Annotated in this window: 24 protein-coding genes; 17 read left to right on the plus strand and 7 right to left on the minus strand. The window is 54.1% G+C overall.

The window, feature by feature from the left end; all coding sequences use genetic code 11:
* The first annotated feature begins 421 nt into the window (after nucleotides 1–421).
* Nucleotides 422–1,693 carry a serine/threonine transporter gene (locus tag GNT65_RS18895; RefSeq protein WP_160798751.1) on the plus strand — a complete coding sequence of 424 codons (1,272 nt, stop codon included), beginning with the start codon at nucleotides 422–424 and terminating at the stop codon, nucleotides 1,691–1,693.
* Between the two features lie 56 nt (nucleotides 1,694–1,749).
* Complete coding sequence (locus tag GNT65_RS18900; protein WP_160798752.1) at nucleotides 1,750–3,117, plus strand: L-serine ammonia-lyase; 1,368 nt, start codon at nucleotides 1,750–1,752, stop codon at nucleotides 3,115–3,117.
* Between the two features lie 73 nt (nucleotides 3,118–3,190).
* Here GNT65_RS18900 and GNT65_RS18905 read toward each other — a convergent pair whose 3' ends face one another.
* On the minus strand, nucleotides 3,191–3,634 hold the full coding sequence (locus GNT65_RS18905; RefSeq protein ID WP_160798753.1) for a GNAT family N-acetyltransferase: 444 nt from the start codon (nucleotides 3,632–3,634) through the stop codon (nucleotides 3,191–3,193).
* A 141-nt stretch (nucleotides 3,635–3,775) separates the two neighbouring features.
* Between GNT65_RS18905 and GNT65_RS18910 the strand changes: the two genes are divergently transcribed.
* Together GNT65_RS18910 and GNT65_RS18915 are read left to right on the plus strand one after the other, a co-directional pair.
* Nucleotides 3,776–4,081, plus strand: a complete 306-nt coding sequence (locus GNT65_RS18910; RefSeq protein ID WP_160798754.1) for a DUF4234 domain-containing protein — start codon at nucleotides 3,776–3,778, stop codon at nucleotides 4,079–4,081.
* Between the two features lie 213 nt (nucleotides 4,082–4,294).
* Nucleotides 4,295–5,593: a dicarboxylate/amino acid:cation symporter gene (locus GNT65_RS18915; protein WP_160798774.1), complete on the plus strand. Its 1,299-nt coding sequence runs from the start codon at nucleotides 4,295–4,297 to the stop codon at nucleotides 5,591–5,593.
* A gap of 75 nt (nucleotides 5,594–5,668) precedes the next feature.
* Here GNT65_RS18915 and GNT65_RS18920 read toward each other — a convergent pair whose 3' ends face one another.
* Nucleotides 5,669–6,082: an META domain-containing protein gene (locus tag GNT65_RS18920; protein ID WP_160798755.1), complete on the minus strand. Its 414-nt coding sequence runs from the start codon at nucleotides 6,080–6,082 to the stop codon at nucleotides 5,669–5,671.
* Nucleotides 6,083–6,239: 157 nt separating this feature from the next.
* Between GNT65_RS18920 and GNT65_RS18925 the strand changes: the two genes are divergently transcribed.
* Nucleotides 6,240–6,467 (plus strand): hypothetical protein, encoded by a 228-nt coding sequence (locus GNT65_RS18925; RefSeq protein WP_160798756.1) that lies wholly within the window; start codon nucleotides 6,240–6,242, stop codon nucleotides 6,465–6,467.
* Here the strand turns inward: GNT65_RS18925 and GNT65_RS18930 are convergent.
* Nucleotides 6,464–7,411, minus strand: coding sequence for a GGDEF domain-containing protein (locus GNT65_RS18930; RefSeq protein WP_160798757.1), 948 nt, complete (start codon nucleotides 7,409–7,411; stop codon nucleotides 6,464–6,466). The two genes, GNT65_RS18925 and GNT65_RS18930, sit on opposite strands and share 4 nt — an antisense overlap.
* Nucleotides 7,412–7,652: 241 nt before the next feature.
* A complete protein-coding gene (locus GNT65_RS18935; RefSeq protein ID WP_160798758.1) occupies nucleotides 7,653–8,615 on the minus strand; it encodes a nucleotidyl cyclase domain-containing protein in 963 nt (320 codons plus the stop codon).
* Between the two features lie 120 nt (nucleotides 8,616–8,735).
* Here GNT65_RS18935 and GNT65_RS18940 point away from each other — a divergent pair, with 120 nt between their 5' ends.
* From GNT65_RS18940 to GNT65_RS18950, 3 genes are all read left to right on the plus strand, one after another.
* A complete protein-coding gene (locus GNT65_RS18940) occupies nucleotides 8,736–9,317 on the plus strand; it encodes a GNAT family N-acetyltransferase (protein ID WP_160798759.1) in 582 nt (193 codons plus the stop codon).
* Between the two features lie 42 nt (nucleotides 9,318–9,359).
* Nucleotides 9,360–9,716: a hypothetical protein gene (locus tag GNT65_RS18945; RefSeq protein WP_160798760.1), complete on the plus strand. Its 357-nt coding sequence runs from the start codon at nucleotides 9,360–9,362 to the stop codon at nucleotides 9,714–9,716.
* Nucleotides 9,717–9,794: 78 nt separating this feature from the next.
* Nucleotides 9,795–10,250, plus strand: a complete 456-nt coding sequence (locus tag GNT65_RS18950) for a VanZ family protein (RefSeq protein ID WP_219822477.1) — start codon at nucleotides 9,795–9,797, stop codon at nucleotides 10,248–10,250.
* Between the two features lie 71 nt (nucleotides 10,251–10,321).
* Here the strand turns inward: GNT65_RS18950 and metK are convergent, their stop codons facing one another.
* Entirely contained in the window at nucleotides 10,322–11,473 is a 1,152-nt protein-coding gene (gene metK / locus GNT65_RS18955; RefSeq protein WP_160798761.1) for a methionine adenosyltransferase, read from the minus strand.
* Nucleotides 11,474–11,974: 501 nt separating this feature from the next.
* On the opposite strand from metK, the gene tkt reads away from it, so the two are divergent.
* The 6 genes from tkt (at nucleotide 11,975) to GNT65_RS18985 (ending at nucleotide 19,306) form a co-directional block, all read left to right on the plus strand.
* A complete protein-coding gene (gene tkt / locus GNT65_RS18960; protein WP_160798762.1) occupies nucleotides 11,975–13,969 on the plus strand; it encodes a transketolase in 1,995 nt (664 codons plus the stop codon).
* Between the two features lie 132 nt (nucleotides 13,970–14,101).
* Nucleotides 14,102–15,118, plus strand: coding sequence for an erythrose-4-phosphate dehydrogenase (gene epd, locus GNT65_RS18965; RefSeq protein WP_160798763.1), 1,017 nt, complete (start codon nucleotides 14,102–14,104; stop codon nucleotides 15,116–15,118).
* A gap of 101 nt (nucleotides 15,119–15,219) precedes the next feature.
* Nucleotides 15,220–16,395, plus strand: coding sequence for a phosphoglycerate kinase (locus GNT65_RS18970; protein WP_160798764.1), 1,176 nt, complete (start codon nucleotides 15,220–15,222; stop codon nucleotides 16,393–16,395).
* Between the two features lie 153 nt (nucleotides 16,396–16,548).
* Nucleotides 16,549–17,613: a class II fructose-bisphosphate aldolase gene (gene fba, locus GNT65_RS18975; protein WP_160798765.1), complete on the plus strand. Its 1,065-nt coding sequence runs from the start codon at nucleotides 16,549–16,551 to the stop codon at nucleotides 17,611–17,613.
* 238 nt (nucleotides 17,614–17,851) lie between these two features.
* Complete coding sequence (locus GNT65_RS18980) at nucleotides 17,852–18,592, plus strand: DUF481 domain-containing protein (RefSeq protein ID WP_160798766.1); 741 nt, start codon at nucleotides 17,852–17,854, stop codon at nucleotides 18,590–18,592.
* A 258-nt stretch (nucleotides 18,593–18,850) separates the two neighbouring features.
* Nucleotides 18,851–19,306, plus strand: coding sequence for a winged helix-turn-helix domain-containing protein (locus tag GNT65_RS18985; RefSeq protein WP_160798767.1), 456 nt, complete (start codon nucleotides 18,851–18,853; stop codon nucleotides 19,304–19,306).
* Nucleotides 19,307–19,492: 186 nt separating this feature from the next.
* Here the strand turns inward: GNT65_RS18985 and GNT65_RS18990 are convergent, their stop codons facing one another.
* On the minus strand, nucleotides 19,493–20,017 hold the full coding sequence (locus tag GNT65_RS18990) for a hypothetical protein (protein ID WP_160798768.1): 525 nt from the start codon (nucleotides 20,015–20,017) through the stop codon (nucleotides 19,493–19,495).
* Between the two features lie 11 nt (nucleotides 20,018–20,028).
* A complete protein-coding gene (locus GNT65_RS18995; protein WP_160798769.1) occupies nucleotides 20,029–20,850 on the minus strand; it encodes a cytochrome c3 family protein in 822 nt (273 codons plus the stop codon).
* Between the two features lie 458 nt (nucleotides 20,851–21,308).
* On the opposite strand from GNT65_RS18995, the gene GNT65_RS19000 reads away from it, so the two are divergent.
* The 3 genes from GNT65_RS19000 (at nucleotide 21,309) to GNT65_RS19010 (ending at nucleotide 24,135) form a co-directional block, all read left to right on the plus strand.
* Nucleotides 21,309–22,130, plus strand: a complete 822-nt coding sequence (locus tag GNT65_RS19000; protein ID WP_160798770.1) for a winged helix-turn-helix domain-containing protein — start codon at nucleotides 21,309–21,311, stop codon at nucleotides 22,128–22,130.
* Nucleotides 22,123–22,644 carry a hypothetical protein gene (locus tag GNT65_RS19005; RefSeq protein WP_160798771.1) on the plus strand — a complete coding sequence of 174 codons (522 nt, stop codon included), beginning with the start codon at nucleotides 22,123–22,125 and terminating at the stop codon, nucleotides 22,642–22,644. Before GNT65_RS19000 ends, GNT65_RS19005 begins: the two co-directional genes overlap by 8 nt.
* Before the next feature lie 69 nt (nucleotides 22,645–22,713).
* Nucleotides 22,714–24,135 carry a hypothetical protein gene (locus tag GNT65_RS19010; protein ID WP_160798772.1) on the plus strand — a complete coding sequence of 474 codons (1,422 nt, stop codon included), beginning with the start codon at nucleotides 22,714–22,716 and terminating at the stop codon, nucleotides 24,133–24,135.
* Nucleotides 24,136–24,734: the final 599 nt, after the last annotated feature.

A 24,734-nucleotide genomic window follows, 5' to 3' on the forward strand; every position in this document is an offset into this window, starting at 1 on the left:
CGAAAGGGCGCCATTTTGCCATAAAGTGGCTCGGGATGCATGAGAGGCCTATAGGATGGCGCGGTATCATTCTTAACCTGATTTCTGTGGCTGACGGGCATTGCTTGGCTTGAAACTGGGCGGCGGCGCGGATCGCGCCGGGTTAACAGATGTGAAAAAGGGTAACGCAGATGTGATGCCTGGGTTCACTTTGGTTAGCGCAAGATTGCCGTTATGAAAATTTACAACACAATAAGTTAGATTCGGCTCACAAAGCCGATTCATTCTGAAAATTCATTACAAAAAGAGGTGTCAGATCAATTTCTCGCGTCCTGCCTGCTATATGCTACGCCCGAATTTTAGTCGTGCTCGTCAGGCGGGAAAACGCCATGGGGCGGGGCGTCGAAACACTCAGATGCTAGAGCATCGATAAGGTTATTTTATGCAAAACGAAGCGACACTCTCTGATGTAACTCTCGCGCAGCGCCAAGGTTGGACTCGCAGTGACACGACCTGGATGTTGAGTCTGTTCGGCACCGCCGTCGGCGCCGGAATCCTGTTTTTGCCCATCAATGCGGGCATGGGCGGTTTCTGGCCCTTGGTGTTAATGGCCGCCATTATCGGCCCCATGACCTACCTGGCCCACAGAGGCCTGTCTCGCTTCGTCTGCTCCTCCCAGCGCCAGGGTAGTGATATCACCCACGTGGTCGAAGAATACTTCGGTGTCGGCGCCGGTAAGGCGATCACCTTGCTCTACTTCTTCGCCATCTATCCCATAGTGCTCATCTATGGCGTGGGCATTACCAATACGGTCGACAGCTTCATCGTCAACCAGCTGGGCATGGCCTCGCCGCCACGCTTCCTACTGGCAGGTATCTTAGTGCTGGGCATGATGTCTGTGATGGTGTCTGGTGAGAAGTTTATGCTCAAGGTGACTCAGCTGTTGGTGTATCCGCTGGTGGGGATCCTGGCCTTCATGTCCCTGTATCTGATCCCAAGTTGGAAGATGGACGCCCTGATGGAAGTGCCGGCCGCCGGTGAGTTTCTCGGTACCGTCTGGCTGACCATTCCAGTGCTGGTATTCGCCTTCAACCATTCACCGGCGATCTCACAGTTCTCGGTATCGCTGAAGAAGCAGTACGGCAGTAACGCCGCCAGAAAGGCCGATGTGATCCTGCGTAACACCAGCATGATGTTGGTGGGTTTCGTGATGCTGTTCGTCTTCTCCTGTGTGCTGTCGCTGAGCCCGGCTCAGTTGGCCGAGGCAAAGGCGCAAAACCTGCCGATTCTCTCTTACCTAGCCAACGTGCATGCCAGCGGCTTCGTGAGCTATTTTGGCCCCATCATCGCCGTGATCGCCATAGTCTCCTCATTCTTCGGTCACTACCTGGGGGCCACCGAAGGCCTCAAGGGGATCATCACCAAGCAACTGCGTAGCAGCAACAAGGAAGTGTCGGACGCCAAGATCGACAAGTTTATTCTCGGCTTCATGTTCCTGACCGTCTGGGGCGTTGCCGTGATCAACCCGAGCATCCTGGGGATGATTGAGGCCCTCGGCGGCCCTATCATCGCCGCGATCCTCTACCTCATGCCTATGTATGCCGTCTACAAGGTGCCTGCGCTGAAGGCCTACCGTGGTCGCATCAGTAACATCTTGGTGATCCTGGCAGGCTTGCTGGCGATGACGGCCATACTGTTTGGCATGCTCTCTTAATCGACTCATGTTACGCCCGGCGACTGTCCGCCGGGCGAATCTAAGTGGAAGCATTTATGGTTAGCGCATTTGATATTTTTAAGATAGGTGTGGGCCCCTCCAGTTCGCACACTGTCGGGCCGATGAAGGCCGCCAAGGGTTTTGTTGACGACCTGCGTCAGCGTGGAGAACTGCTGAGCATCACCAGCGTCAAGGTGGATATCTATGGCTCCCTGTCGCTCACCGGCAAGGGACACCATACCGATAGCGCCATCATCATGGGACTGGCGGGCAACAGCCCTGAGACGGTGGATATCGACCTGACCCCAGAGTTTATCCGTCAGGTCGCCTTGACCTCTTGCCTGCCGTTAGGCACTGAAGGGCACGGGGTCGATTTTCCGCCCGAGGCGGTAGTGTTTCACCCCGAGGCATTGGCGCTACATGAAAACGGCATGACCCTGAGCGCCTTTATCGGCCAGCAGTGTGTCTATCACAAGACCTATTACTCCATCGGCGGCGGCTTCATCGTCGACGAGGAACATTTCGGCCTGACTGCCGCCAACGAAGTGGTCCAGCCCTATCCCTTCGCCAATGCCACCGAACTGTTGGCCCTGTGCCAAGAGACAGGCATGAGCATCAGTGCCATCATGATGGCGAACGAACGGGTGCTCCACAGCGAGGAGCATATTGCTGAGGGCTTCGAGGCGGTATGGCACACAATGAAGGAGGCGATCGACCGCGGCTGTCACACCGAAGGTGTGCTGGCCGGGCCATTAAAGGTACCGCGCCGGGCACCTGCGCTGTTTCGTCAGCTGGCAACCGGTGAGCGTCTGTCGGCGGATCCTATGATGATCGTCGACTGGATCAACATGTTTGCCTTGGCGGTAAGCGAAGAGAATGCCGCCGGTGGCCGGGTGGTGACCTCGCCGACCAATGGCGCGGCTGGGATCATCCCGGCCGTATTGGCCTACTTCGATAAGTTCATTCAGCCCGTGGGAGCCAAGGAGTACACCCGTTACTTCCTAGCTGCCGCAGCGATCGGCGGCCTGTATAAGCGTAACGCCTCTATCTCCGGCGCCGAGGTGGGCTGTCAGGGGGAGGTTGGGGTAGCCTGCTCTATGGCGGCTGCAGGATTAGCGGAGCTGATGGGGGGCAATCCAGCCCAGGTTTGTATCGCCGCCGAGATCGGCATGGAACACAACCTGGGACTGACCTGTGATCCCGTCGCCGGTCAGGTGCAGGTGCCCTGTATCGAGCGCAACGCCATCGCCTCGGTGAAGGCGATCAACTCGGCGCGCATGGCGCTGCGGCGCAACAGCGAGCCCAGAGTCAGCCTGGATAAGGTGATCGCCACCATGTATGAGACAGGTAAGGATATGCATGTGAAATATCGCGAGACCAGTCAGGGTGGGCTGGCCATCAAGGTCACCAGCATCTGTGCCTAAGCCGTCTTGCCTGTGCTATTAGCATGAGCCATAAAAAACGCCCGTCAGGGCGTTTTTTTATGTTTGGTGTCAGCTACTTTTCCTCATACATCAGGTAGTAACTCTGCTTCATGCCGAGGGCCTCATAGGTCTTCTGCGCCTTAAGATTTTCCTGCTCTACATAGAGTCTGAAGCTGGCGGCGCCGCCATTGTCCTCGGCGATCTGTTTCACCGCCTGATATAGTTTGGCGTAGATCCCCTGGCGACGATTCTGGGGACGGATATAGACGCTCTGGATCCAGTAATAGTCCTTGGCACGCCAGTCACTCCACTCATAGGTAACCATGAGGGAGCCTAAGATCTCGCCAGCCTCCTCGGCAACCAGGTAGAAGCCGCGGGCGGGGTTTTCCAATAGTGTCTGTACGCCTTGGGTGAGGGTCTGTTGATCTAGGCTGAGCCCCTCTGTTTCGTTGGCCATGGCCTGGTTAAACTGCACCAGTGCGGTGAGATCCGATTGTTGGCCTTTTCTTATTTGCATTATCGCCTCCTTAAATTTGGCCCCACTCTAGCATGCTTCACGTCCAGAATGAGTTAGAATTTTTTCGATTGGATCTTAGACTAAAGTCTAACTCTGCTATGCTTTGAATAAGAGATAGCCAGGTATCTATGGGGTGAGACGATGAGTGACTCTGACCGGAATGATATTACTAAACTCAATCAAAATCAGCGTGATAGATTAGAGCTTAGTCGAGAGAGAGAGGCGGTAAATCATCTGCTGCACTTCCTGCTGACCCTGGTTACCTTAGGTCTTTGGGGCCTGGTCTGGTGGCATCTGATCTTAAAGTCCCAGGGCAAGGCGGAGCGTCTGTTTCATGGCTTCGACGATGCCTACTGGAGCCACCTTATCGAGCGGGAGCAACCCCCGGCCGCACTGCACACCTTCAGGGTCGATGCCAAACAGGAATCTGCTTATTTCGAGGCCTGATGGGGCCTCCCTTGATGTGAGTCACAGCTTACTCCAGGTTTATCTGATATTATCCCAGTCCCATTTGCGTCTGCCGTTTGCTGCGTAGTGACTTGCTTCGCAGAAACTCGCTTAGTTGTAACTCGCTTAGTTGTAACTCGCTTAGTTGTAACTCGCTCAGTAGTAAGAAGGGCGGCAGGACGAAACCACTCTCGTGATTCAAGGTTATTAATGATGCGTCAACAAACCTCTTCTTGGCTGGGCCGAGCCTGGTCTGGCTGGATGTCTGTGCCCCTGTGGCTACAAATCCTTATCGGTATGCTGCTGGGTATCTGTACCGGTCTGGGCCTGGGCGAACAGGCGGTGCTGCTTAAGCCAATCGGTACACTTTTTGTCAACACCATCAAGATGTTGATCGTCCCCTTGGTGTTCTGTTCCCTGATCGTCGGTGTGACCTCTATGCAAGACACCGCCAAGATGGGGCGCATCGGTTTTAAGTCTTTCGCCTTCTATCTGGGCACAACCTCTATCGCCATCACCCTCGGCTTGGCCGTGGGGCATATCATGCAGCCAGGTGCCGGACTGGCGATGACCTCGGCTGAAACCCAAAGCGCGGTTAAAGAGGTGCCCTCCATCATGGAGACGCTGATCAACATAGTGCCTACTAACCCCATCGCAGCCCTGGCCAGTGGTCAGATCCTGCAGGTGATCGTCTTCGCCGTGGCCCTGGGGATCTCATTGGTGTTGATCGGCGACCACGGTAAGCCTGCCATCAAGGTATTCGAGAGCCTGGCTGAGGCCATGTATAAGCTGACCGATATGGTGATGAAGCTGGCGCCTTATGGTGTGTTTGGCCTGATGGCCTGGGTAGCCGGCGAATACGGCATGGATATGTTGATGCCGCTGATCAAGGTGATCCTGGCGGTCTACATAGGCTGCGCCCTGCATATCATAGGCTTCTACAGCCTGGTGCTGACCTTAGTGGCCAAGCTCAACCCTCTGCAGTTCTTCAAGGGAATTAGTAACGCACTGGCGGTGGCCTATACCACCTCGAGCAGTGCCGGCACCCTGCCTGCCAGCATGAAATGCGCCAGCGAGTCTTTAGGGATCAACAAGAAGATCTCCAGCTTCGTGCTGCCCCTGGGTACCACCATCAACATGGATGGCACCGCCTTGTATCAAGGGGTCACGGCCCTGTTTGTTGCCCAGGCCTTCGGTATCGACCTCACCTGGGTCGACTATATCACTATCATTCTCACCGCGACCCTGGCCTCTATCGGTACCGCAGGTGTGCCGGGTGCCGGCCTGGTGATGTTGACCCTGGTACTCACCACTGTCGGCCTGCCGCTGGAGGGGGTGGCTATCATCGCGGGTATCGACCGTGTTCTGGATATGGCGCGTACCGTGGTGAACGTGTCTGGGGATCTGGTGGCCACCACAGTGATCGCCAAGTCTGAGGATGAACTGGATGTCGAGCACTACAACGCCGATGCCGAGCAGAGCCAGCTGATTGCCGAGCGTCTGGATAGCTAGTTTTAAATAGCCAAGCCTAGTTTGATACATAAAAAAACCGCCTGTCAGGCGGTTTTTTTATGTTGGCGATAGCACTTACTGTTTGCTGAGGACTAGCTGGGTTTCGCCATCTGCGTCTTTGAGCTGTAACTTACCTTTGACTAGCCTGGCCTGGGTCACCTCAGACATGGCCTGCATTACGCTGCGCTCCTGCTGCATCAGGGCATCGACACAGGCCTTCATAGTGCTACCTGCAGGGGAGAGGAGCAGGGCGCGACCATCCAGTTGATACTTGCCGAAGAACTGGTTGCAGCTGTTGTTGCCGCTTAATGCGCCATCCTCGGCAAATACCAGCTGCGCGGGGCTATAGTCGATGACGGCCTTACCTTGCACCGCTTCTATATGCCAACTTCCTAAAATATCCAGATCCTCGCCGCCTGTGAGGGATGCGCTTTGACAGGCTGATAAGCCGAGCAAGGTACCGGCGATAAAAATAAACTTCTTAAACATGGGGAAACTTCCAAATCTGTGAGACAGATATTTTGACAAGCTTACACCTAATTAAAAAGCCTTATTCGGGGTTTTTCCATGATATTTTGTTCATGGTAAGCTGTTTCCACTGTCGTCCAGTTGGGAGCCGACAAGTTAATATTGGAAAGATAACGCTATGATGACAGGATTAAAACTGGCCCACTGGTTGGGACTCGCCATGGTGCTTGCGGGCCTTGGGATCTACGGACTGACCTTATGGACCGAGCAGCTCCAGGGAATACTCCTGGTCTCTAGCCTGATCGGCCTTGGGCTGGTGATGATGTCGCCTTTCCCCATAGTGCTCTTCATTCAATGGGCAAAGGCGCAGGAGCGAGACGAGAGCCAAGGCGAAAGCCAGGGCTAAGCCTTCTCGCCTTGATGCTTCTGTTTTAGCTCACGGTTGGCCTGTAGATTCTGTCTGGCCGCCTCCACCATGGGCTCTATGGCGAGATGTGTAGTGGGAGTAAAGAAGCTGACCCCTATGGCGATCTCCGCCTTGATCTCCTCCTTGGCGATCTGTTTGAGCAGACGCTTGGTGAGAGATTCTAGATTGGCCTGACTGTCGACGAAGGCCAGGATGGCAAACAGCCCATCTTCGATGCGGGCCGAGACATCGGCATCGCGCATATTGTGGTGTATCACCCGCGCCAACTGCCTCAGTCCCTGGCTCTGTTCCATCACTCCCTTATAGGGAGTCATATCCTGTAGCAAAACTATGCCGGCATGGGAGCCGAAACGGCGGCTCAGGCTCAGCTGCCTCGGCGCCATCAGATTGAAACCATAGGGATTGAGCATACAGGTGAGATCGTCCTGTACCGACATCATCTGTATCTGTTGCATCAGATACAGGTGTTTAAGCTCCGCCTGGATCAGCGCCTTGGCGTTTTCCATCAGCGGCAGCAGTCGCTGGAAGTGCTTATTGCGCTGGCTGTCGCAGATCAGCAGTATTCCAAAGGCCTGTCCGTCCGACCAGTAGAGGGGCAGAGCCAGCAGGCTGTTAAAGCGCGCCAGGTGGCTATTGGGATCCTGGCTCTTGGCTAGGTCCAACAGGCCATAGCCGGTATGGGCCTTCAGGGCCAGGGTGAGGCTGGCATCATGAAACTGGGTGCCGGCATAGAGATTGAGATCTGTGTGCTGTCGACTACAGACCACCTGATATTCGCCGTCGATACATTGCAGCACCAGACTGGCCTGGGCCTGATAAAATTCGTTGAGCAGATCGACTTGTTGTTGCCAACGTGGCAGCGTAATCGCGGGGTGGTCGGCTTCCCTGAGCCAATGGCTGGTTTCGACGCATTCTATTAGCATAGTATTGCTCGCTTATTGTTATTATTTAATTGCATAACTCGCTAGTTTCGGTGCGTCAGCCAAAAGACTGACGACACAAATTGCTTACATCATACTCAAAAATAATATGTTGTGAGAATGTAAATTTGCAAATTTGCGAGCAAAATCTGCTTTTGGGTCTTAAAAAGCAGGCGCAGATTGGACCAGTTACATGGTCAGTCGAGGGTCTCGAGTTTATCTGAGCTTGGCGCATGATCCGGGGCTATGCTTCAGTCGCTATCTCATCCTCATCGCTTTTCTGTTGGGACTTGAGTTGCCGCTTGGCCTGCTCCAGCATGGGGGCCAGCTTGGCCGAGGAGTCGGGGGCGAAGAAGGAGTGGCCCGAATCCAGCTTTAAGCGATCATTCTGTTGCATAAGCAGCTTTTCGACTCTACGGCTGATATGGCCAAGATCCCGCTCGGCGTCGACAAACGCCAGTACCACGAATTGGCTCTGGCTGTAGTGGGCGGCAATGTCGGCGGTGCGTATGGTGTCCTGAATGATGTTGCCCAGCAGCCTGATATGCTTGTCCTCGATCTCATCGAGTAGCGGTGCATTGGGATAGAGCTCGAAAAACAGTATGCCGGCATGTGCGCCAAAGCGTCGCCCCAGGTTGAGCTGCCGCGGTGCCATCATGATGAAGCCGTAATGATTGAGCATGCCAGTGTCGCGATCCCGCATCGACAGCGATTCGATGCGCTGGCTCTGACACAGGAGCGCTAAGTCCTGCTGCAGCAGGACCTGGAAGGGCTCCAACATGAAGGCGTTGGTGCTGGCGGTCTCTCTGCTGGCGGGATTGATCACACACAGGCAGCCGAAGATGGTGCCGTCTGGCCAGAGAATCGGCCGTGATAATAGGCTGCTGGCGGTGGCGAGATCTCTGGGGAGCTCGGCGTTAGACTCGCGGCTCAGATCCAGGTTGATCCCCTCGGGTTGGCTGTTGGCGAGACGGGTGAAGAGCTCGAATTTCTCGTTATACAGGGTGCCGGAGAGATACTTGCGGGTATCGTTGATGGAGCTGACGATGATCTCAAATCCCAGGTCCGTCTGCTGGGCGACAAAGGCGACGTCGGCCTCGAAATAACGCTTCATCAGCTCACACTGATGCATCCACCTGACTAAGTTGATTTGCGCATTCTCGTTTTCAAGTATACTCACACCCGTATGTATATTTTCCGGCAGCATGATCGGCTCTAACCTATTGGTGTTTCAGGTTTGTTAAGTGTGGTAGTCGATTAGCTATTTTGCAAATACCCGAAGATTTAAGGGGATATTCTTGTTCTGTAACAAAGCAGTAGGCAAACCATGGTGATCCGTCTGGCAACTCGCACCGATATCGATGCCATCGCCACCCTGGAAGCGAGGGAGTGGCAGGCGGAATTGGCACCCGGTCAGCGCGGCGGCATGATGACAGGCCAGAGCTTTAGTCGTCAGCAGTTAGATGAGCTGATTCGGCAGCATTGGCTGTTGCTGGCCGAAGTCGACGGCGAGATCGCCGGCTATGTGATCGCCGGTCGCTGGTCCTTCTATGAAGATTGGCCCCTCTATCGTCACCTTTTGCGGCGTCTCGAGACGGATCGTTTTGAGGTGGACTGCTTCGAGACGGGCAAGGGCATAGTCAGTGTCAGTAACAGCTGTCAGTATGGTCCCATCTGGATAGCGCCGTCCCAGCGGGGCACAGGTCTGTTTGCCGAACTGGTGGCCGAGCTTAAGGCGCTGGTGGCGCCCCAATATCCCTACATGGTTACCTTCATCGCCGAAGAGAACGAGCGTTCCTTCGCCGCCCATACCCAGAAGGGGGGCATGCAGGTGCTGGACTTCTTCGAGTTCGACGGCCGCGGCTACTATCTGCTGGCGGTGTCGACAACACAGAGCTTGAGAGGCTAAGTGAGTTTCCTTATGACAAGCAAAGAGATGAAGGGCAAGATTATGAAGAGCAAGATAACAGACTTTCCGCCGCGTCTCGCCGAACTGCTGAGCCCTTATGGGGGCGTTACCCTCAGCGCCTTGGATAACCTCAAGCTGCTTAAGGCCTTGGCGGCTTTGGCGGGGTTGAGCTGCAAGTGTCTCGAGCTCAGCGATGAGCCGCGCGCCATCTATGTCGCGAATTGGGATGGGCACTGGTTTGATTGTGGCTTTAGTAACGCCTATAGCGCCGAGATTCGGCCCATGGCGCCGCCACCTGAGGCGCAGTTGGCGACGGCGAATCAGGTCGAGGTGCCACTGCTCAACGCGCAGCAGCTGAGCTTCATGTGCATGCAGTATGCCCACTTCGATCACTGCTAGCCGTTTGATAAGAGAGCCGAGTTTGATAAGAAAGCTGAGACAGAGAAGAGACATGAGCATGTTAAGGATGGGTCAATTTTGTTGGTGAGAAGCTTTGCCCTGTTGGGGGCGTTATTCGCTGGTTTCCTGGTGTGGCTGATCGTCAGCGCCGATGCCGGGCGCAGCAACCCTTTGTTTGAGCTAGCCCGTGCCTTGCCCTATGGCGACAAGCTGGGACATATGATCTTGTTTGGCACCCTGACCCTGTTTGCCGTTGTGGGCAGTAACTTCAGGCGCGTTTCTTTCGGGCGGCTTTCTTTAGGACGATTTTCTTTAGGGCAGCAGTCGTGTTGGGGGATGAGGCCCTATCTGGGAGCCCTGGTGGTGGCGATTGTGGTGATTATCGAGGAGTGCAGTCAGCACTATTTTCCCAGCCGCACCTTCGATGGCTATGACTTGTTGGCCGACGGAGTCGGTATCATGCTCTTCAGCCTATTGAGCCACTATCTTGAGAAACGGTTCTCTACTGGCAATGAGTCCTCTAGTCGCAATTAATCAGATCTCATTGACCAAGATACAAAAAAGCCGCCCTTAGGCGGCTTTTTGCTGGCTGGCGAGAACCAATCTTATAGCTTGGCGTCTGCGCGTAGCGCCTCTGCCTTGTCGGTGCGCTCCCAAGGGAACTCGTTACGACCGAAGTGACCGTAAGCCGCGGTCGACTTATAGATAGGACGGGCAAGGTCGAGCATCTCGGTCAGGCCATATGGGCGCAGATCGAAGTGTTGACGTACCAGAGCGATCAGGACTTCTTCAGAGACCTTGCCTGTGCCGAAGGTTTCGACGCTGATAGAGGTTGGCTCGGCCACACCGATAGCGTAAGACACCTGAATCTCACAGCGATCCGCCAGGCCGGCAGCCACTATGTTCTTCGCCACATAACGGGCCGCATAGGCCGCGCTGCGGTCAACTTTAGATGGGTCCTTGCCCGAGAAGGCGCCGCCGCCGTGACGAGCCATGCCGCCGTAGGTGTCGACGATGATCTTACGACCCGTCAGACCACAGTCGCCCATAGGGCCACCGATAACGAAACGACCGGTTGGGTTGATGAAGAACTTGGTGTCCTTGTTCAACCATTGCTCAGGCAGTACTGGCTTGATGATGGTTTCCATCACGCCTTCGATCAGATCAGACTGGCTGACGCTGTCGCAGTGCTGGGTAGAAAGTACCACGGCGTCGATACCGACGATCTTGTTGTCTTCGTAGGCGAAGGTGACCTGGCTCTTGGCATCTGGACGTAACCAAGGCAAAGTCTTGTCTTTACGCACTTCGGATTGACGCTTCACCAATGCGTGGGCATAGGTGATAGGCGCTGGCATGAGTACGTCGGTTTCGTTGCTCGCATAACCGAACATCAGGCCCTGGTCGCCGGCGCCTTGTTCTTTAGGATCGGCGCGATCGACACCCTGGTTGATGTCTGGAGACTGCTTACCAATGGCGTTGAGTACCGCGCAAGAGTCGGCATCGAAGCCCATGTCTGAGTGGGTGTAGCCGATCTCGCGAACCGTCTTACGGGTTAGCTCTTCAATATCGACCCATGCAGAAGTGGTCACCTCACCACCTACCATCACCATGCCGGTTTTGACGTAAGTTTCGCACGCTACACGTGCCTTAGGATCTTGCTCTAAGATCGCGTCGAGTACCGCATCAGAAATTTGATCGGCGATTTTATCTGGATGACCTTCTGAGACCGACTCAGAGGTAAACAAGTGCTTTGCCATAATGGAAAAATCTCGTCTTTAAAACAATTCGAATGTGTAGAAGTATCTACATCTAGACGGCCATTTTAGTGGAAATCAGATTGGATGACACCCTTTTCGATGAAAATTGTGGAGTAAAACCGGGTATTAATTCTAATGGGTCGGATAAATTTAAATAAAAGTTAATCTTAACCTGTTGTTATTGTGTGGCTTTTGTTTGTGTTATAACGCGTCGGTTTTTTATCACCAATAGCTCGCTTGGGTCTGACTTACCAAGTTAGAAACGAGCCAGGCCTGCTTGGGTTAGCCTGATGAGTGCAAATTCTGGCCATGGTGAGGCGAGGAGCCGAGGTTTCGCGCGGGGTGGCTGATGACAATTTTTTCGCGCCTAGATAGATTTAATCTAAGCCAAAAGGCGAATTTTATTTGCGTCCCTCCCGCGAGTAGGGGAAAATATGCCCTCATTGTTGCCCGCAAAATCGGCCCGCAAAATCCCCAACATTCAAATCAGCAGGAGAGAGCATGTCATCTCGTAAAGAACTCGCAAACGCTATCCGTGTGTTAAGTATGGATGCCGTTCAGAAAGCCAACTCTGGTCACCCAGGTGCGCCATTGGGTATGGCGGATATCGCCGAAGTGTTGTGGAATGATTTCCTGAAGCACAATCCGAACAACCCAGAGTGGGTCGACCGCGACCGTTTTATCCTTTCAAACGGCCACGGCTCAATGCTGATTTACTCTCTGCTTCACCTGACGGGTTATGCATTGCCGATGGATGAGTTGAAGAACTTCCGTCAGCTGCACTCTAAGACGCCGGGTCACCCAGAGTACGGTTACACTCCAGGCGTTGAAACCACTACTGGCCCACTGGGCGCGGGCATCAGCAACGCCGTAGGCATGGCAATTGCCGAGAAGACACTGGCGGCGCAATTTAACCGTCCTGGCCACGATATCGTTGACCACTACACCTACTGCTTCCTAGGCGACGGCTGTCTGATGGAAGGTATCTCTCATGAGGCCTGTTCTCTGGCGGGTACTCTAGGCCTTGGTAAGCTGATTGCCTTCTGGGATGACAACGGCATCTCTATCGATGGCCACGTCGAAGGTTGGTTCACCGACGATACCGCCAAGCGTTTCGAATCTTACGGCTGGCATGTGATTGCCGGTGTCGATGGCCACGACAGCGATGCTATTCGCAAAGCGATCGAAGAAGCCAAGTCAGTCACCGACAAGCCAACCATGATCTGCTGCAAGACCATTATCGGCTTCGGTTCTCCAAACAAGTCTGGCAGCCACGACTGTCACGGCGCGCCACTGGGCGATGCCGAAATCGCTGCGGCACGTGAATTCCTGGGTTGGGAGCACGGACCATTCGAGATCCCATCAGAGGTTTACGCCGGTTGGGACGCCAAAGAAGTGGGCGCGGCTAACGAATCTAGCTGGAACGAGAAGCTTGCAGCCTATGAAGCCGCTCACCCAGAGCTGGCGGCGGAATATAAGCGCCGCGTGATCACTGGCGAACTGCCAGCCGATTTCGAAGAGAAGGCGCAGGCCTTCATCAAAGAGTGTCAAGAGAAAGGCGAGAACATCGCCAGCCGTAAGGCATCACAAAATGCCATCGGTGCCTTCGGTGCCATGTTGCCAGAACTGCTTGGCGGCTCGGCTGACCTAGCCGGTTCTAACCTGACCCTATGGTCTGGTTCTAAGGGCATCCAGGAAGATCCAGCCGGTAACTACATCTACTACGGTGTGCGCGAATTCGGCATGAGCGGCATCATGAATGGTGTGTCACTGCACGGTGGTTTCATCAACTACGGCGCGACCTTCATGATGTTCATGGAATACGCCCGTAACGCGGTACGTATGTCTGCACTGATGGGCATTCAAAATATCTTCGTTTACACCCACGACTCTATCGGTCAAGGTGAAGATGGCCCGACTCACCAACCGGTTGAGCAGCTGGCTAACCTGCGCATGACACCAAACATGATGGTATGGCGTCCATGTGATGCGGCGGAAACTGCCGTGGCATGGAAGATGGCTATCGAGCGTCGTCAGGCTCCGACTTCACTGGTATTCAGCCGTCAGGGTCTGCCTGCACAGCCTCGCAGCGAGGAGCAACTGGCTAACATCGCCAAGGGTGCTTATGTGTTGCAAGATTGCGCCGGTACGCCAGATCTTATCCTGATCGCTACCGGTAGCGAGGTGCAGCTGGCACTGGATTCTGCTAAGGCGCTGACCGAGCAGGGTAAGGCGGTACGCGTGGTGTCTATGCCATCTACCGACGTGTTCGACGCGCAAGACGCCGACTACAAAGAGTCTGTACTGCCTAGAGCCGTCACCAAGCGTGTGGCTATCGAAGCGGCTCACGTCGACTACTGGCACAAGTATGTCGGTTTCGACGGTGCTGTCGTTGGCATGACCACCTTCGGTGAGTCTGCTCCAGGCGGCGCGCTGATGAAGCACTTCGGCTTCACCGTTGAGAATGTGGTTGCTAAGGCAAGCGCCATTCTCTAGGGCCTAGTGCCTGCAAAAGGGCATAGGTCAAGGTTTGACCTATGCCATGATGACTCGGCTTATCGATAACGATAGGCCGTTGTCGCATCAAGAAAGCCTATCTCAGGACGGTGTTAGGAGTAGAAGCACTTAATGATTAAAGTTGCTATTAATGGTTATGGCCGGATCGGCCGCTCGATTCTTCGTGCTCTCTATGAGTCAGGCAAGCGGGATCAGATCCAGATTGTCGCCATTAATGAACTCGCCAACCCCGAAGCCATGCTTCATCTGACCCAATACGATACCACCCATGGTCGTTTTCAGTCTCCCGCGTCACTCGACGCCAATGTGATGACCATAGGGGATGACCGTATCCAATTGCTCCATGAGGCCGATGCCGATAAACTGCCCTGGCAATCACTGGATATCGATATCGTGTTCGAGGCCACGGGTGCTCTCATCGACCGCCAGGCCTGTGAGGCCCACATCAGGGCGGGCGCCAAACAGGTGCTGATAAGCCATCCCTCATCCGGTGACGTGGACGCCACCATAGTCTATGGCGTGAATCATCAAGATCTCAAGGCGGAGCATCAGGTGGTCTCCAACGCCTCCTGCACCACCAACTGCCTGGTGCCCATTATCCAGGTGCTCGACCGCGCCTTTAAGGTGCGCAGCGGCGCCATCACCACCATCCACTCGGCGATGAACGATCAGCAGGTGATCGATGCCTATCATGACGACCTTAGACGCACCCGTGCGGCGGGGCAGTCGATTATTCCTGTGGATACCAAGCTGGCCAGAGGGATCGAGCGGATCCTGCCGGAGATGAAGGATAAGTTCGAGGCGATATCTGTGCGCGTGCCGACAATTAACGTGACTGCAATTGACTTATCGGTCACCTTAGATAAACGTGTCGATATCGATACAGTGAACCAGGTATTATCTCAGGCGGCAAATGGCTCATACCAAGGGGTTGTAGGCTATACTAATGCGCCATTGGTATCGTGCGATTTTAACCATGATCCCAGATCCAGCATAGTCGATGGTACCCAGACCCGGGTGAGCGACGGCCATCTGGTGAAATTGCTCTTGTGGTGTGACAACGAGTGGGGCTTTGCCAACCGTATGTTGGACACCAGTTTAGAGATGATAAAGGCCGTAAGAGCCTGATTGTAAAGATTTAAACCTATGGCCGGTGAAGCGTCCCGGCGGTGGGTAACCCAGTTTTGCTTTAACTTTTACTTTTAACTTTAAACTTAAGGAAACGTGAAATGGCGATTATCAATATGTCAGCGTTAGATCTTCAGGGCAAGCGTGTGCTTATCCGTGAAGACCTCAATGTCCCGGTAAGCGACGGTGTGGTCACCAGCGATGCGCGTCTGCGCGCCTCTCTGCCAACCATCAAGCTGGCGCTGGAGAAAGGCGCGGCCGTGATGGTGATGTCTCACCTGGGTCGTCCGACCGAAGGCGAGTACAACAGCGAGTTCTCACTGCAGCCAGTTGTGGATTACCTGGACAAGGCGCTGGATTGCCCGGTACGTCTGGCCAAAGACTACCTGGACGGCGTAGAAGCCAATGTCGGTGAAGTCGTGGTGTTCGAAAACGTGCGCTTCAACGTGGGCGAGAAGAAGAACGACGAGGCGCTGGCTAAGAAGCTGGCAGCCCTGTGTGACGTCTATGTGATGGATGCCTTCGGCACCGCACACCGTGCTCAGGCATCGACTCACGGCGTAGGCCTGTATGCCCTTGTGGCCTGCGCCGGTCCACTGCTTGCCGGTGAGCTGGAAGCCCTGGGTAAGGCGATGGATAACCCTGCGCGTCCGCTGGTGGCTATCGTCGGTGGCTCTAAGGTTTCAACCAAGCTGACCGTACTCGAGAGCCTCTCTGGCATTGTCGATCAGCTGGTAGTCGGTGGCGGTATCGCCAACACCTTCATCGCCGCTGCCGGTCACAACGTGGGTAAGTCACTCTATGAAGCTGACCTTATCGACGAAGCCAAGCGTCTGGTGGCTAACGCCCAGAGCCGTGGCGGTGACATCCCTGTACCGACGGATGTGGTTGTGGCGGGTGAGTTCAGCCCAACGGCGAGTGCGACCCTCAAGGCGGTCGATCAGGTGGCGGATGAAGATATGATCTTCGACATCGGCCCAGATAGTGCCGAGGCGCTGGCAGAGATCCTCAAGAACGCCGGCACCATAGTCTGGAACGGCCCGGTAGGCGTGTTCGAGTTCGACCAGTTCGGTGAAGGCACCAAGCGTATCGCCCAGGCGATCGCCGACTCTTCAGCCTTCTCTATTGCGGGCGGTGGTGACACCCTGGCGGCGGTCGACAAGTACGACATCGCCGATAAGGTCTCTTACATCTCTACCGGCGGTGGCGCCTTCCTGGAGTTCCTGGAAGGTAAGGAACTGCCTGCTGTGGCTATGCTGGAAAGCCGTGGCGAATAAGTAAAACGCATAATTAATATTATAAGAAACCGCCGACGGTTAGGGCGCACTGGAAGCATGCTCTAACTGTCGGTATCAAAATCTGTCCAAACGATAGTGACCTCGGTGGTTAAACGGGCATAGCCCGATGCCACCCTATTATTGGAGTTAAAAATGGCCTTAATTTCCCTACGTCAAATGCTAGACCATGCCGCAGAGCACGGATACGGCGTTCCCGCGTTCAACGTTAACAACCTGGAGCAGATGCGCGCCATCATGCAGGCGGCTGAAGCCACAGATAGCCCGGTTATCGTCCAGGCATCAGCCGGTGCACGTAAGTACGCTCGTCCTCAGTTCCTTAAGTATCTGATGGCGGCGGCGCTCGAGCAGTACCCAGATATCCCAGTGTGTATTCACCAGGATCACGGTACTCATCCTGACGTGTGTCAGCGTTCTATCCAGCTGGGTATGTCTTCTGTGATGATGGACGGCTCACTGATGGCCGACGGTAAGACACCGGCTACATACGAGTACAACGTAGACGTAACCCGTAAGACGGTAGCCTTCGCCCACGCCTGTGGTGTGTCGGTAGAGGGTGAAATCGGCTGTCTGGGTAGCCTGGAAACTGGCCAAGCCGGTGAAGAAGATGGTGTTGGCGCCGAAGGTATCCTGAGCGAAGAGCAGCTACTGACCACGCCGGAAGAGGCGGCGCGTTTCGTGGCCGACACTCATGTGGATGCCCTGGCAATCGCTATCGGTACCAGCCATGGTGCCTACAAGTTTAGCCGTAAGCCTACCGGCGACGTGCTGCGTATCGACCGTATCAAGGAGATCCACGCGCGTATCCCTAACACTCACCTAGTGATGCACGGTTCTTCTTCTGTGCCACAGGAGTGGTTGGAAGTGATCAACCAGTATGGCGGCGCCATCCCTGAAACTTATGGTGTGCCACTGGAAGAGATCGTCGAAGGCATCAAGCACGGCGTGCGTAAGGTGAACATCGACACCGACCTGCGTCTGGCCTCTACCGGTGCGGTACGTAAGTTCCTGGCGGAGAACCCAAGCGAGTTCGACCCGCGTAAATTCCTGAAGGCCTCTATGGAAGCGATGGCAGACATCTGTACCGTTCGCTACGAAGCCTTCGGTGCGGCGGGCATGGGCTCTAAGATCAAGCCTAAGTCACTGCAAGCCATGTATAAGGCATATCAGTCTGGCGAGTTAGATCCACAAGTGAACTAATTCGGTCTGACGACTCGATATGAAAGCTTGATATAAAAGCTTGATATAAAATAGAGGCCCGCCAATTTGGCGGGCTTTTTTATGGCAAAAACGCCACAAAGAGTAAGGACTAACTCTCGCCCCTAGGTGAGCCCCTAGCTCAAGATGCTGGAAAGGCAAGTGTAATTTTCATTTCTGTGCGCCGAATGATACTATTGCGCCAATTTTTAAGGGACTTAGATAAATAGGTAAATAGACAATGAAAAAATTGCTGACGGCTACGGCCATCCTGATGGCGGCCCCTTTTGCAGCGCATGCGGGCGCCGATTTCGTTAAGGGTGACAGAACCTTTGCCGCCGACGCCGAACTGGGTGCGACGGTTACCACAGGTAACACAGAGACGACCTCACTCAAGGGCCGTCTGGACATGAAGCATGAGCTGGGCAACTGGGAAAACCAGTACCTGTTAGAAGCCCTCTACAAAGAGGACAGCGGCGAGGAGACGGGTAAGCGCTACTACGGCCTGGTTCAGGGGAACTACAAGTTCAGCGACGTGAACTATATGTTTGCCAACGCCAACCATGAGATAGACCCTTTTACCGGTTTCGATTCTAAGTCGACGGTTTCTGCCGGTTATGGTCACAAGTTTGTCGATACCGAGAAGACCACCTTCGCCGTCGAAGTCGGTCCGGGTTACCAATACAAGCGCCTGGACGATGAGAGCGCCGCCGAAGCGGGTTACGACACAGAAGATAGCTGGGTTGCTCACGGCGTGATGAACTTCGAGACGGAGATCACCGACAACTCTAAGTTTAAGCAGCTGTTTGTGGCCGATTATGGTGAGAGCCTGGAAGGCCGTTCTGAGACTTCTATTACCGCGAATATTGTTGGCGCCCTGGCGATGAAGTTTGCCGTTATCGTGCGTTACAACAGCGAGCCGCTGGACGATAAGAAGAGCACAGATACCGAAACCAACATGACCCTATTGTACTCTTTCTAATCGGGTTTTATCGGGTTCAAGAGACGCCTTTCGGGGCGTCTTTTTTTTGCCTGCAAGTTAGTCTGAAATCAGGCTGAAATTAAGCCTAACCGAGCTTAAGTCTGTATCTGGATGTATCATAATTATTCAGATAATTTAATGGGTTATGTGCTGATCGTCACGAAAGTTGCCCGGTTAAAATGTCACACTAATAGGTAGACGATGGCCAGATTCGGCATCGCGATTTTTGTGTTATTACCCCTTTAGTGTGAGACTCCTATGCAGATAGGTTGCTGTTGGTTTGAACCGTCCCAGTCGACTCTGTCGAATCAGGACAATGACACCAGCTGGCGAATGCCTGGTGCGGAGTTTGCCGTGCTTAAATTATTGACCGAGCGTCGTGGACAGGTGATGTCCAATGCCGATCTGTTGGCCTGTCTTCCCGAGGATGAGGCCAATATGGCGCGTCTGGTACAGGCGGTGGACCGCATTCGCTTCTTTCTGGGCAACCCGTCGGGCAAGCTATTGGAGTCGGTGGGCGATCAAGGGTACATACTGCATACCAAGTTTTCGCCCCGCCGCGAGTTGCTGGGTAACGGCCCCGCACGCCGCATGACCAAGCAGCAATATATCTTGCTGATCTCTCAGCTATTGCTGCTGTTTCTGCTCATCTATTCGGTATTTGAGCCCTCCAACTATCTGCCTTCGCTGGCCGAGTTGCTCGGCGAGCAATAATCTCCTCCTGATCTCTGGCTAGGCTGACCCATGCCCATGCTTAGGCTCACGTTCATATTCATACCTATACTCATGAGCATGTTTAGTTTGCATACCTAGTCTCAGCCTTGGCCGACACGGGATGCTTTCTAAGACATAAAAAAAGGGCCACACGCCAGGCGGTGACCCTCAAAGTGGTGCAGTGGGTTAAGTGGAGGGGAGCAGAACCAGTTCGTTGGTCGCCTTGGCACCTTTGATCTCGATACCTACCTTATACTCTTTTACCGAACCAGGGGCCGTGTTGGCGTCCCAGTTAAGATCTGTGGCATCGAAGCTGTATTGACCCTTGTCTGTCTCTAGTAGTACGCCCTGGCAGTCACCTTCGGCGCTGTCACAGAGATAGCTCTGAGTCACGTGCCAGTGTTTCCATGCCTTGGCTTTAGAAGACGCCGTCGTGCTATCGGGGAAACCGAAGTAGACGATGCGGTAATCTTTGGCATTGGTGATGGCTAAACCGGCGTCATCCTTCAGGGCAAAGTTGAGTGTGCCCGTCTCCCCGTCAAACTCGGCCAGGGTCAGGTTGATGGCCAGAGCCTCACCGGCATCTATGGTGTCGGCAACCGGTGGCGGAGTGATCTCGCCGCCGTTGTCATCATTGTCATTGTCGTCGCTACCGCAACCGCCGCAGATAAGCGCCGTTGCCAGTAGGGCAGTTAATAACTTCTCATTCATGACCCGCTCCTTTAGTTAAAGTGGCCGGTATGGCAAGTCGTACATTCCATATCTGACTTCACGCTGGCGGCGCTGCCCATGGTGGCATCAACGCCGTGACAGCTTTGGCAGTTCTGCGCCTCATCTGAAGGCTTTGATTCAGGCAGGGCTGAGATATCTTCACCCTTGTAGGCACGGTTAAGCAGCTCGACAAGATGATAGGCTACAGAGGCGGACAGGCGCTTACAACGCTCACCCTTCTGGCTGAAGGTAAAGCCAGAGGCCTTAGACCAGTTACTGATAGAGGAGTGACACAGGATGCTGTTGGCAACCGATGACTTACCGACCAGGGCCGTCTTCTCGGCGGTTGAGCCGATACCGGCAACGAACTCGTCGCTTGAATAAGGCAGTTCAGTCACCTCGTAGTAGCGGAAAGAGGCGCCGATAACAGCAGAGTTTTGACCATTGATGTCGTCGAGGATGTTAACCAACATGCCGGTGGCATTGTTGTTACCACAGACTGTGCCCTGGCCTACGATACCGGCCCAGCCATAGCCTGCCAGTGCGGTAGGAATGGTCTTAAACTTGTCGGCGTCGGCGCTGTCTGAGTTAGCCAGCATGGTCACTAAGGCGTAGAACACCTGATGCATACAGCCGCCACCTGTCTCATAGGCCAGCTTAGCCGTTGCCATAGGATCTAGGGGTACATATTTAAGCTTCTCACCTAACTCTAATTTGTAGTTACCTTGATCGTCGGTGGCGGCGAAGGCTGATGTGCCCATTAGGGTTGCGCCTGCCGCGGCGGTGCTGATGCCGATGATTTGGCTAAGTGCTTGGCGTCTATTGATGGTCATGACAATGTCCTCACTTGGATAGATGTTATTTTTGTTGTTGGCGTGGTTAAAGGGATACGCCGGTTTGAACTTGGGGTCAGTGTGGTCTGGGTAGATTGCAAATAGTGTGACTTGGGCTGGATGAAGCTTTGGGTCGGGCGGCAATTCGTTGGCGTCGATTTTTTGCGCCGCGGTTATCGGTTTACTCAATCGTCAGCCCTCATATTCATTGCCATATGGAATTGTGCTGTGAGCTAGATCACTCTATTTGTAGCATTCATGTTAATTTGCTGGGTTTCGTGTGCCGATAAATAACGGCGCTAGAGATGTGAAGAAGGAGGTGGGGATCACATAGGTGAATTTCGCTTACTCGTTTTAAGGGTAATTTTTAGATGACTTTCGAGGAGATAGAGGCGATCACAGATTTTTGGGGAGCGTTTGCATAAGCTTATGGACAGTGAAATGAGAGAGTAACAAAAATGCAACTGGGCGATTGCCGATTCGACAGACATGCAGGCGTGCTCACCAACGAGTTGACCGGTGAAGCGTGGCACCTACCGCGCGCCGAATTGCAGGTGTTATCACTCCTGTTGGCCAATAGCGACAAGGTAGTGGCTAAGCGCGTCTTAGGGGCGGGGGATGACGAGCATCCGCCATTAAGCGATTCGTCGGTGGCGCGGGCGGTATTTATGCTGCGCTCCTTCCTCGGCCCGCTGCACGAACACATGATAGAAACTGTCAAGGGCAAGGGCTACCGCCTGCGCCTGGATAGCGGCGTCCCCTCGTCTGTCCATCCAGCCGATAACGCCTTAGCAAGCGGCGAGCCCCATGGCCTGGGCGAGCGTATCGAGGCGGTGCTGGCCTGGTTGTTTGGCAAGCGGCATCGCTGGATTAAGGCCTGGATTGGGCTTATCGTCATGCTGCTGGGGGCCCTGGTCTCCTTGCAACTCTTCTCCTCGGTCAGCTTCGAGCGGCAACCCACCGAGCCCTACCTGCGCCACAGTATTACCCTGGAGTCGGGGCAGAAGGTGATGTTTATCAGCTACGCCAAGTCCAAGACTAATAACACCTCGCTGCTGCGGCTATCGGAGAAAATGTCTCAGGCGTTCAAGCGCTGCGAGTCATCGCCCTGGAAAGAGGTCTATATGTCGCTGTCCCACGATAAGCAGGTGTTTAATATCACCATGCGGGGCGAGAAGCTGGGGCAGTCGTTGGTGCGCAACCTTAAGTTAACCGACTACAGGCAGCAGAAGGTGTTTATCTCTGAGGCCTGGTTTAAAGAGGTATCTCTGTGTGAATAGAAAGGTGCTGTGGGCGATCAATATTATCGTGCTGGGGCTGCTGGCGATAAGCATCACCATCAGCTATCGCTATCTTAATCCCAGCGAAACCCTGATGCTCAGCTGTAGCTCAGAGCTGTTCGACCGCCGCGACAACGCCGAGGCGGAGGGGCGTCACTACCTCTTGGTGGATATCATGGCCAAGAAGCAGCAGGCGCAGATCAACTACCGCTACTTTAACCTCGACGGCACCTCGGCGGGGATCATACGCATGCAGGGTAAGTATCTGGAGTTCGATGAGGCTAACGGGCGATACAACTTCTCGGTTCAGACCAAGGAGGAGAGCGGCGCCGAGTCGACCGATGCCATGCCGAGACACATGCAATACCTCTCCTATATCAGTTCCTTTAACCTGGACAGCAAGGGGATGCATAACCTCTCTATCGAGCCCCTTGAATTAGATCCCCACAGGGACTATGCCGTGGTATTGTTCCAGCCGAGTAACACCGTCTGCGGTTGCCGTATAGTGCAATAGCCGCACTTGGGCTATACTCAGGATGTGCATTTCTAAATTACTGAAATAATTCTATTATTCTGAGGTTTTGTGTCTAAGGTTAATATCAAGCAGGAAGAGTCTCTGTCGATTAAGTTCACCCATCAGATGAAGGTGGGTGACCATAGGCGGCTCGACCTCTATTTCTTTCTGCCCAAAGAGATGGGGATCAATCCCCAGAGCCTGGACGAAGAAGAATACTATCATGCGGCCATCGCCGGTCGGCGCTCCTACTACTCTTCAGGCTTGCACCTGCCGCTGGTGCAGGGGCGTTTCATCAGTCAGAAGAAGCGTACTGTCGAGGAGTTCAGGCTCTACCTCAACCTGTTTGCCTACCAGTTTGCCGTGGCTATCGAGACCGACAGCAAGGAGCTGGCCCAGGTGGAGGATGTGGAGCAGTTCTACACCTCCCTCAGGGAGCTGAGCGAGATAGTGACTCAGCTGCTGAAGAAGTTTCGCCGTAACGAGCCCAGCGACCCCAAGTGGAAGCACTATTTCGAGAACGCCGACAACTACCTCTCCTGGTTCTGCGAGCAGCGCCTGCTGAAACTCATGTCCCACGCGCCGCGCAGAAGCGACTACAGCGAGTTGGTAGAGGAGGTGATCAATCTTTGCCGCAGCGAGAGCAGCTACCGTGACGGTAAGAACTATAACTCGTCCCAGACCCTGAATGATCCAAACCGCATCTCTAACAAGATGTTGCTGCTGCGCCGCCTGATCCAGCAAGGGGTAGTATTAAAAGAGGAGCAGAAGCGACTCGGTGTGGGCCTCAAGAAGATGACCACAGGCATAGCTACCGCCTTCGTCATGCTGGTGGTCTCATCACTCATCATCAAGGCCCAGGGGATCTTCAGCGGCCTGACCATGGCGTTGGTATTTACCCTGGCGGTGATCTATGGCTTTCGCGAGATCTTCAAGGAAGATATTCGCAACGCCCTGTGGCGGGTGATCCAGAAGGGCCGTCCGCGTTGGAGCCGTATCCTGCGAGACACTACCAGCCAGGCGATGATCGCCAAGCAGCATGTGTGGATCGACTTCATCAAGTCTAAGGATCTCCCCGGGGAGATAGACGAGATATTGAAGCGCCGCCACAGCCAGAACAAGCTGGACGCCGACATACTCCACTATGGCATCAACTCGCGCATCGCCAGTAAAGACTTTCTCGCCGGTTACTCCACCATACAGGAGCAGGTGAATTTCAGCCTGGCCCCCTTCGCCCGCTACCTGGAGCGCGGCAAGGCCAAGATCTACAAGGAGGCCGACGGCAAGATCAGCAGCGACTCGGTAGAGCGCCGCTACCAGATAAACCTGGTGCTCTCCCTACAAGAGGGCCGCAAGCCACCCCAGTTTGCCCGCTACAAGATCACCATGAACCGCTCCACCATAGTGGATATCAGTGAGAGTGCGCTACCAGATGGGGTAGAGGCCATTGGGTTAGAACACGATGAGGAAGGCGCAAGTCCAAGCGCCTAGATTGTGGTATTGGCAAGCAGACCTAGCTTGGTTTTATTTAAACTTAATGTAGCGTTAACCTTCATTTTTTTGAATTGCCTGCGGAAGGTGCAGTGCATGGATGCACCAATGTCGCGATCACATGGATGTGAATGAACGACCTTATGTGCAGATACGCCTGTGAGACGCCGCAAGTACATTCCCTGTAGGCTCTGCCGAAACATCTGACCTCCATGGACGGAGGGAATGCCAAAAAATGTAGGGAACATTTTTGGCCCTGTTTCGGAAGCTCACCGGCGTATCTACACCTAGTTTCTCATCTTTTCGATTAACCATTGTGGTTGATGGATAGGGTTTATTAGATAAAGCATTTAGTTTTTGAGCTTCAACTAGCTTTGACGAATTTGGCTATGTATAGCGTTAACCGTTATTGTTTTGAATTGCCTGCGGCAGGCTTTACGTGCAGATACGCCTGTGAGACGCCGCAAGTACGTATATGGACACCTCGGATAGATCAAACATTTTGTGAGTAACAGAAAGTAATACTGCGTACGTATATCCGACCTGTTTGTGAGCATCTTCGTGCTCTGGCCTTAATGAGAACCGCGCCTTCGCTGCTT

The sequence above is a fragment of the Shewanella insulae genome, assembly GCF_009831655.1.
In the GTDB taxonomy this organism is placed as follows: domain Bacteria; phylum Pseudomonadota; class Gammaproteobacteria; order Enterobacterales; family Shewanellaceae; genus Shewanella; species Shewanella insulae.

Bases quoted from the DNA above. Each gene is read 5' to 3' on its own strand.
- GNT65_RS18895 (WP_160798751.1), top strand. From the start codon at position 422: ATGCAAAACGAAGCGACACTCTCTGATGTAACTCTCGCGCAGCGCCAA.
- GNT65_RS18900 (WP_160798752.1), top strand. From the start codon at position 1,750: ATGGTTAGCGCATTTGATATTTTTAAGATAGGTGTGGGCCCCTCCAGT.
- GNT65_RS18905 (WP_160798753.1), bottom strand. From the start codon at position 3,634: ATGCAAATAAGAAAAGGCCAACAATCGGATCTCACCGCACTGGTGCAG.
- GNT65_RS18910 (WP_160798754.1), top strand. From the start codon at position 3,776: ATGAGTGACTCTGACCGGAATGATATTACTAAACTCAATCAAAATCAG.
- GNT65_RS18915 (WP_160798774.1), top strand. From the start codon at position 4,295: ATGCGTCAACAAACCTCTTCTTGGCTGGGCCGAGCCTGGTCTGGCTGG.
- GNT65_RS18920 (WP_160798755.1), bottom strand. From the start codon at position 6,082: ATGTTTAAGAAGTTTATTTTTATCGCCGGTACCTTGCTCGGCTTATCA.
- GNT65_RS18925 (WP_160798756.1), top strand. From the start codon at position 6,240: ATGATGACAGGATTAAAACTGGCCCACTGGTTGGGACTCGCCATGGTG.
- GNT65_RS18930 (WP_160798757.1), bottom strand. From the start codon at position 7,411: ATGCTAATAGAATGCGTCGAAACCAGCCATTGGCTCAGGGAAGCCGAC.
- GNT65_RS18935 (WP_160798758.1), bottom strand. From the start codon at position 8,615: ATGCTGCCGGAAAATATACATACGGGTGTGAGTATACTTGAAAACGAG.
- GNT65_RS18940 (WP_160798759.1), top strand. From the start codon at position 8,736: ATGGTGATCCGTCTGGCAACTCGCACCGATATCGATGCCATCGCCACC.
- GNT65_RS18945 (WP_160798760.1), top strand. From the start codon at position 9,360: ATGAAGAGCAAGATAACAGACTTTCCGCCGCGTCTCGCCGAACTGCTG.
- metK (WP_160798761.1), bottom strand. From the start codon at position 11,473: ATGGCAAAGCACTTGTTTACCTCTGAGTCGGTCTCAGAAGGTCATCCA.
- tkt (WP_160798762.1), top strand. From the start codon at position 11,975: ATGTCATCTCGTAAAGAACTCGCAAACGCTATCCGTGTGTTAAGTATG.
- epd (WP_160798763.1), top strand. From the start codon at position 14,102: ATGATTAAAGTTGCTATTAATGGTTATGGCCGGATCGGCCGCTCGATT.
- GNT65_RS18970 (WP_160798764.1), top strand. From the start codon at position 15,220: ATGGCGATTATCAATATGTCAGCGTTAGATCTTCAGGGCAAGCGTGTG.
- fba (WP_160798765.1), top strand. From the start codon at position 16,549: ATGGCCTTAATTTCCCTACGTCAAATGCTAGACCATGCCGCAGAGCAC.
- GNT65_RS18980 (WP_160798766.1), top strand. From the start codon at position 17,852: ATGAAAAAATTGCTGACGGCTACGGCCATCCTGATGGCGGCCCCTTTT.
- GNT65_RS18985 (WP_160798767.1), top strand. From the start codon at position 18,851: ATGCAGATAGGTTGCTGTTGGTTTGAACCGTCCCAGTCGACTCTGTCG.
- GNT65_RS18990 (WP_160798768.1), bottom strand. From the start codon at position 20,017: ATGAATGAGAAGTTATTAACTGCCCTACTGGCAACGGCGCTTATCTGC.
- GNT65_RS18995 (WP_160798769.1), bottom strand. From the start codon at position 20,850: ATGACCATCAATAGACGCCAAGCACTTAGCCAAATCATCGGCATCAGC.
- GNT65_RS19000 (WP_160798770.1), top strand. From the start codon at position 21,309: ATGCAACTGGGCGATTGCCGATTCGACAGACATGCAGGCGTGCTCACC.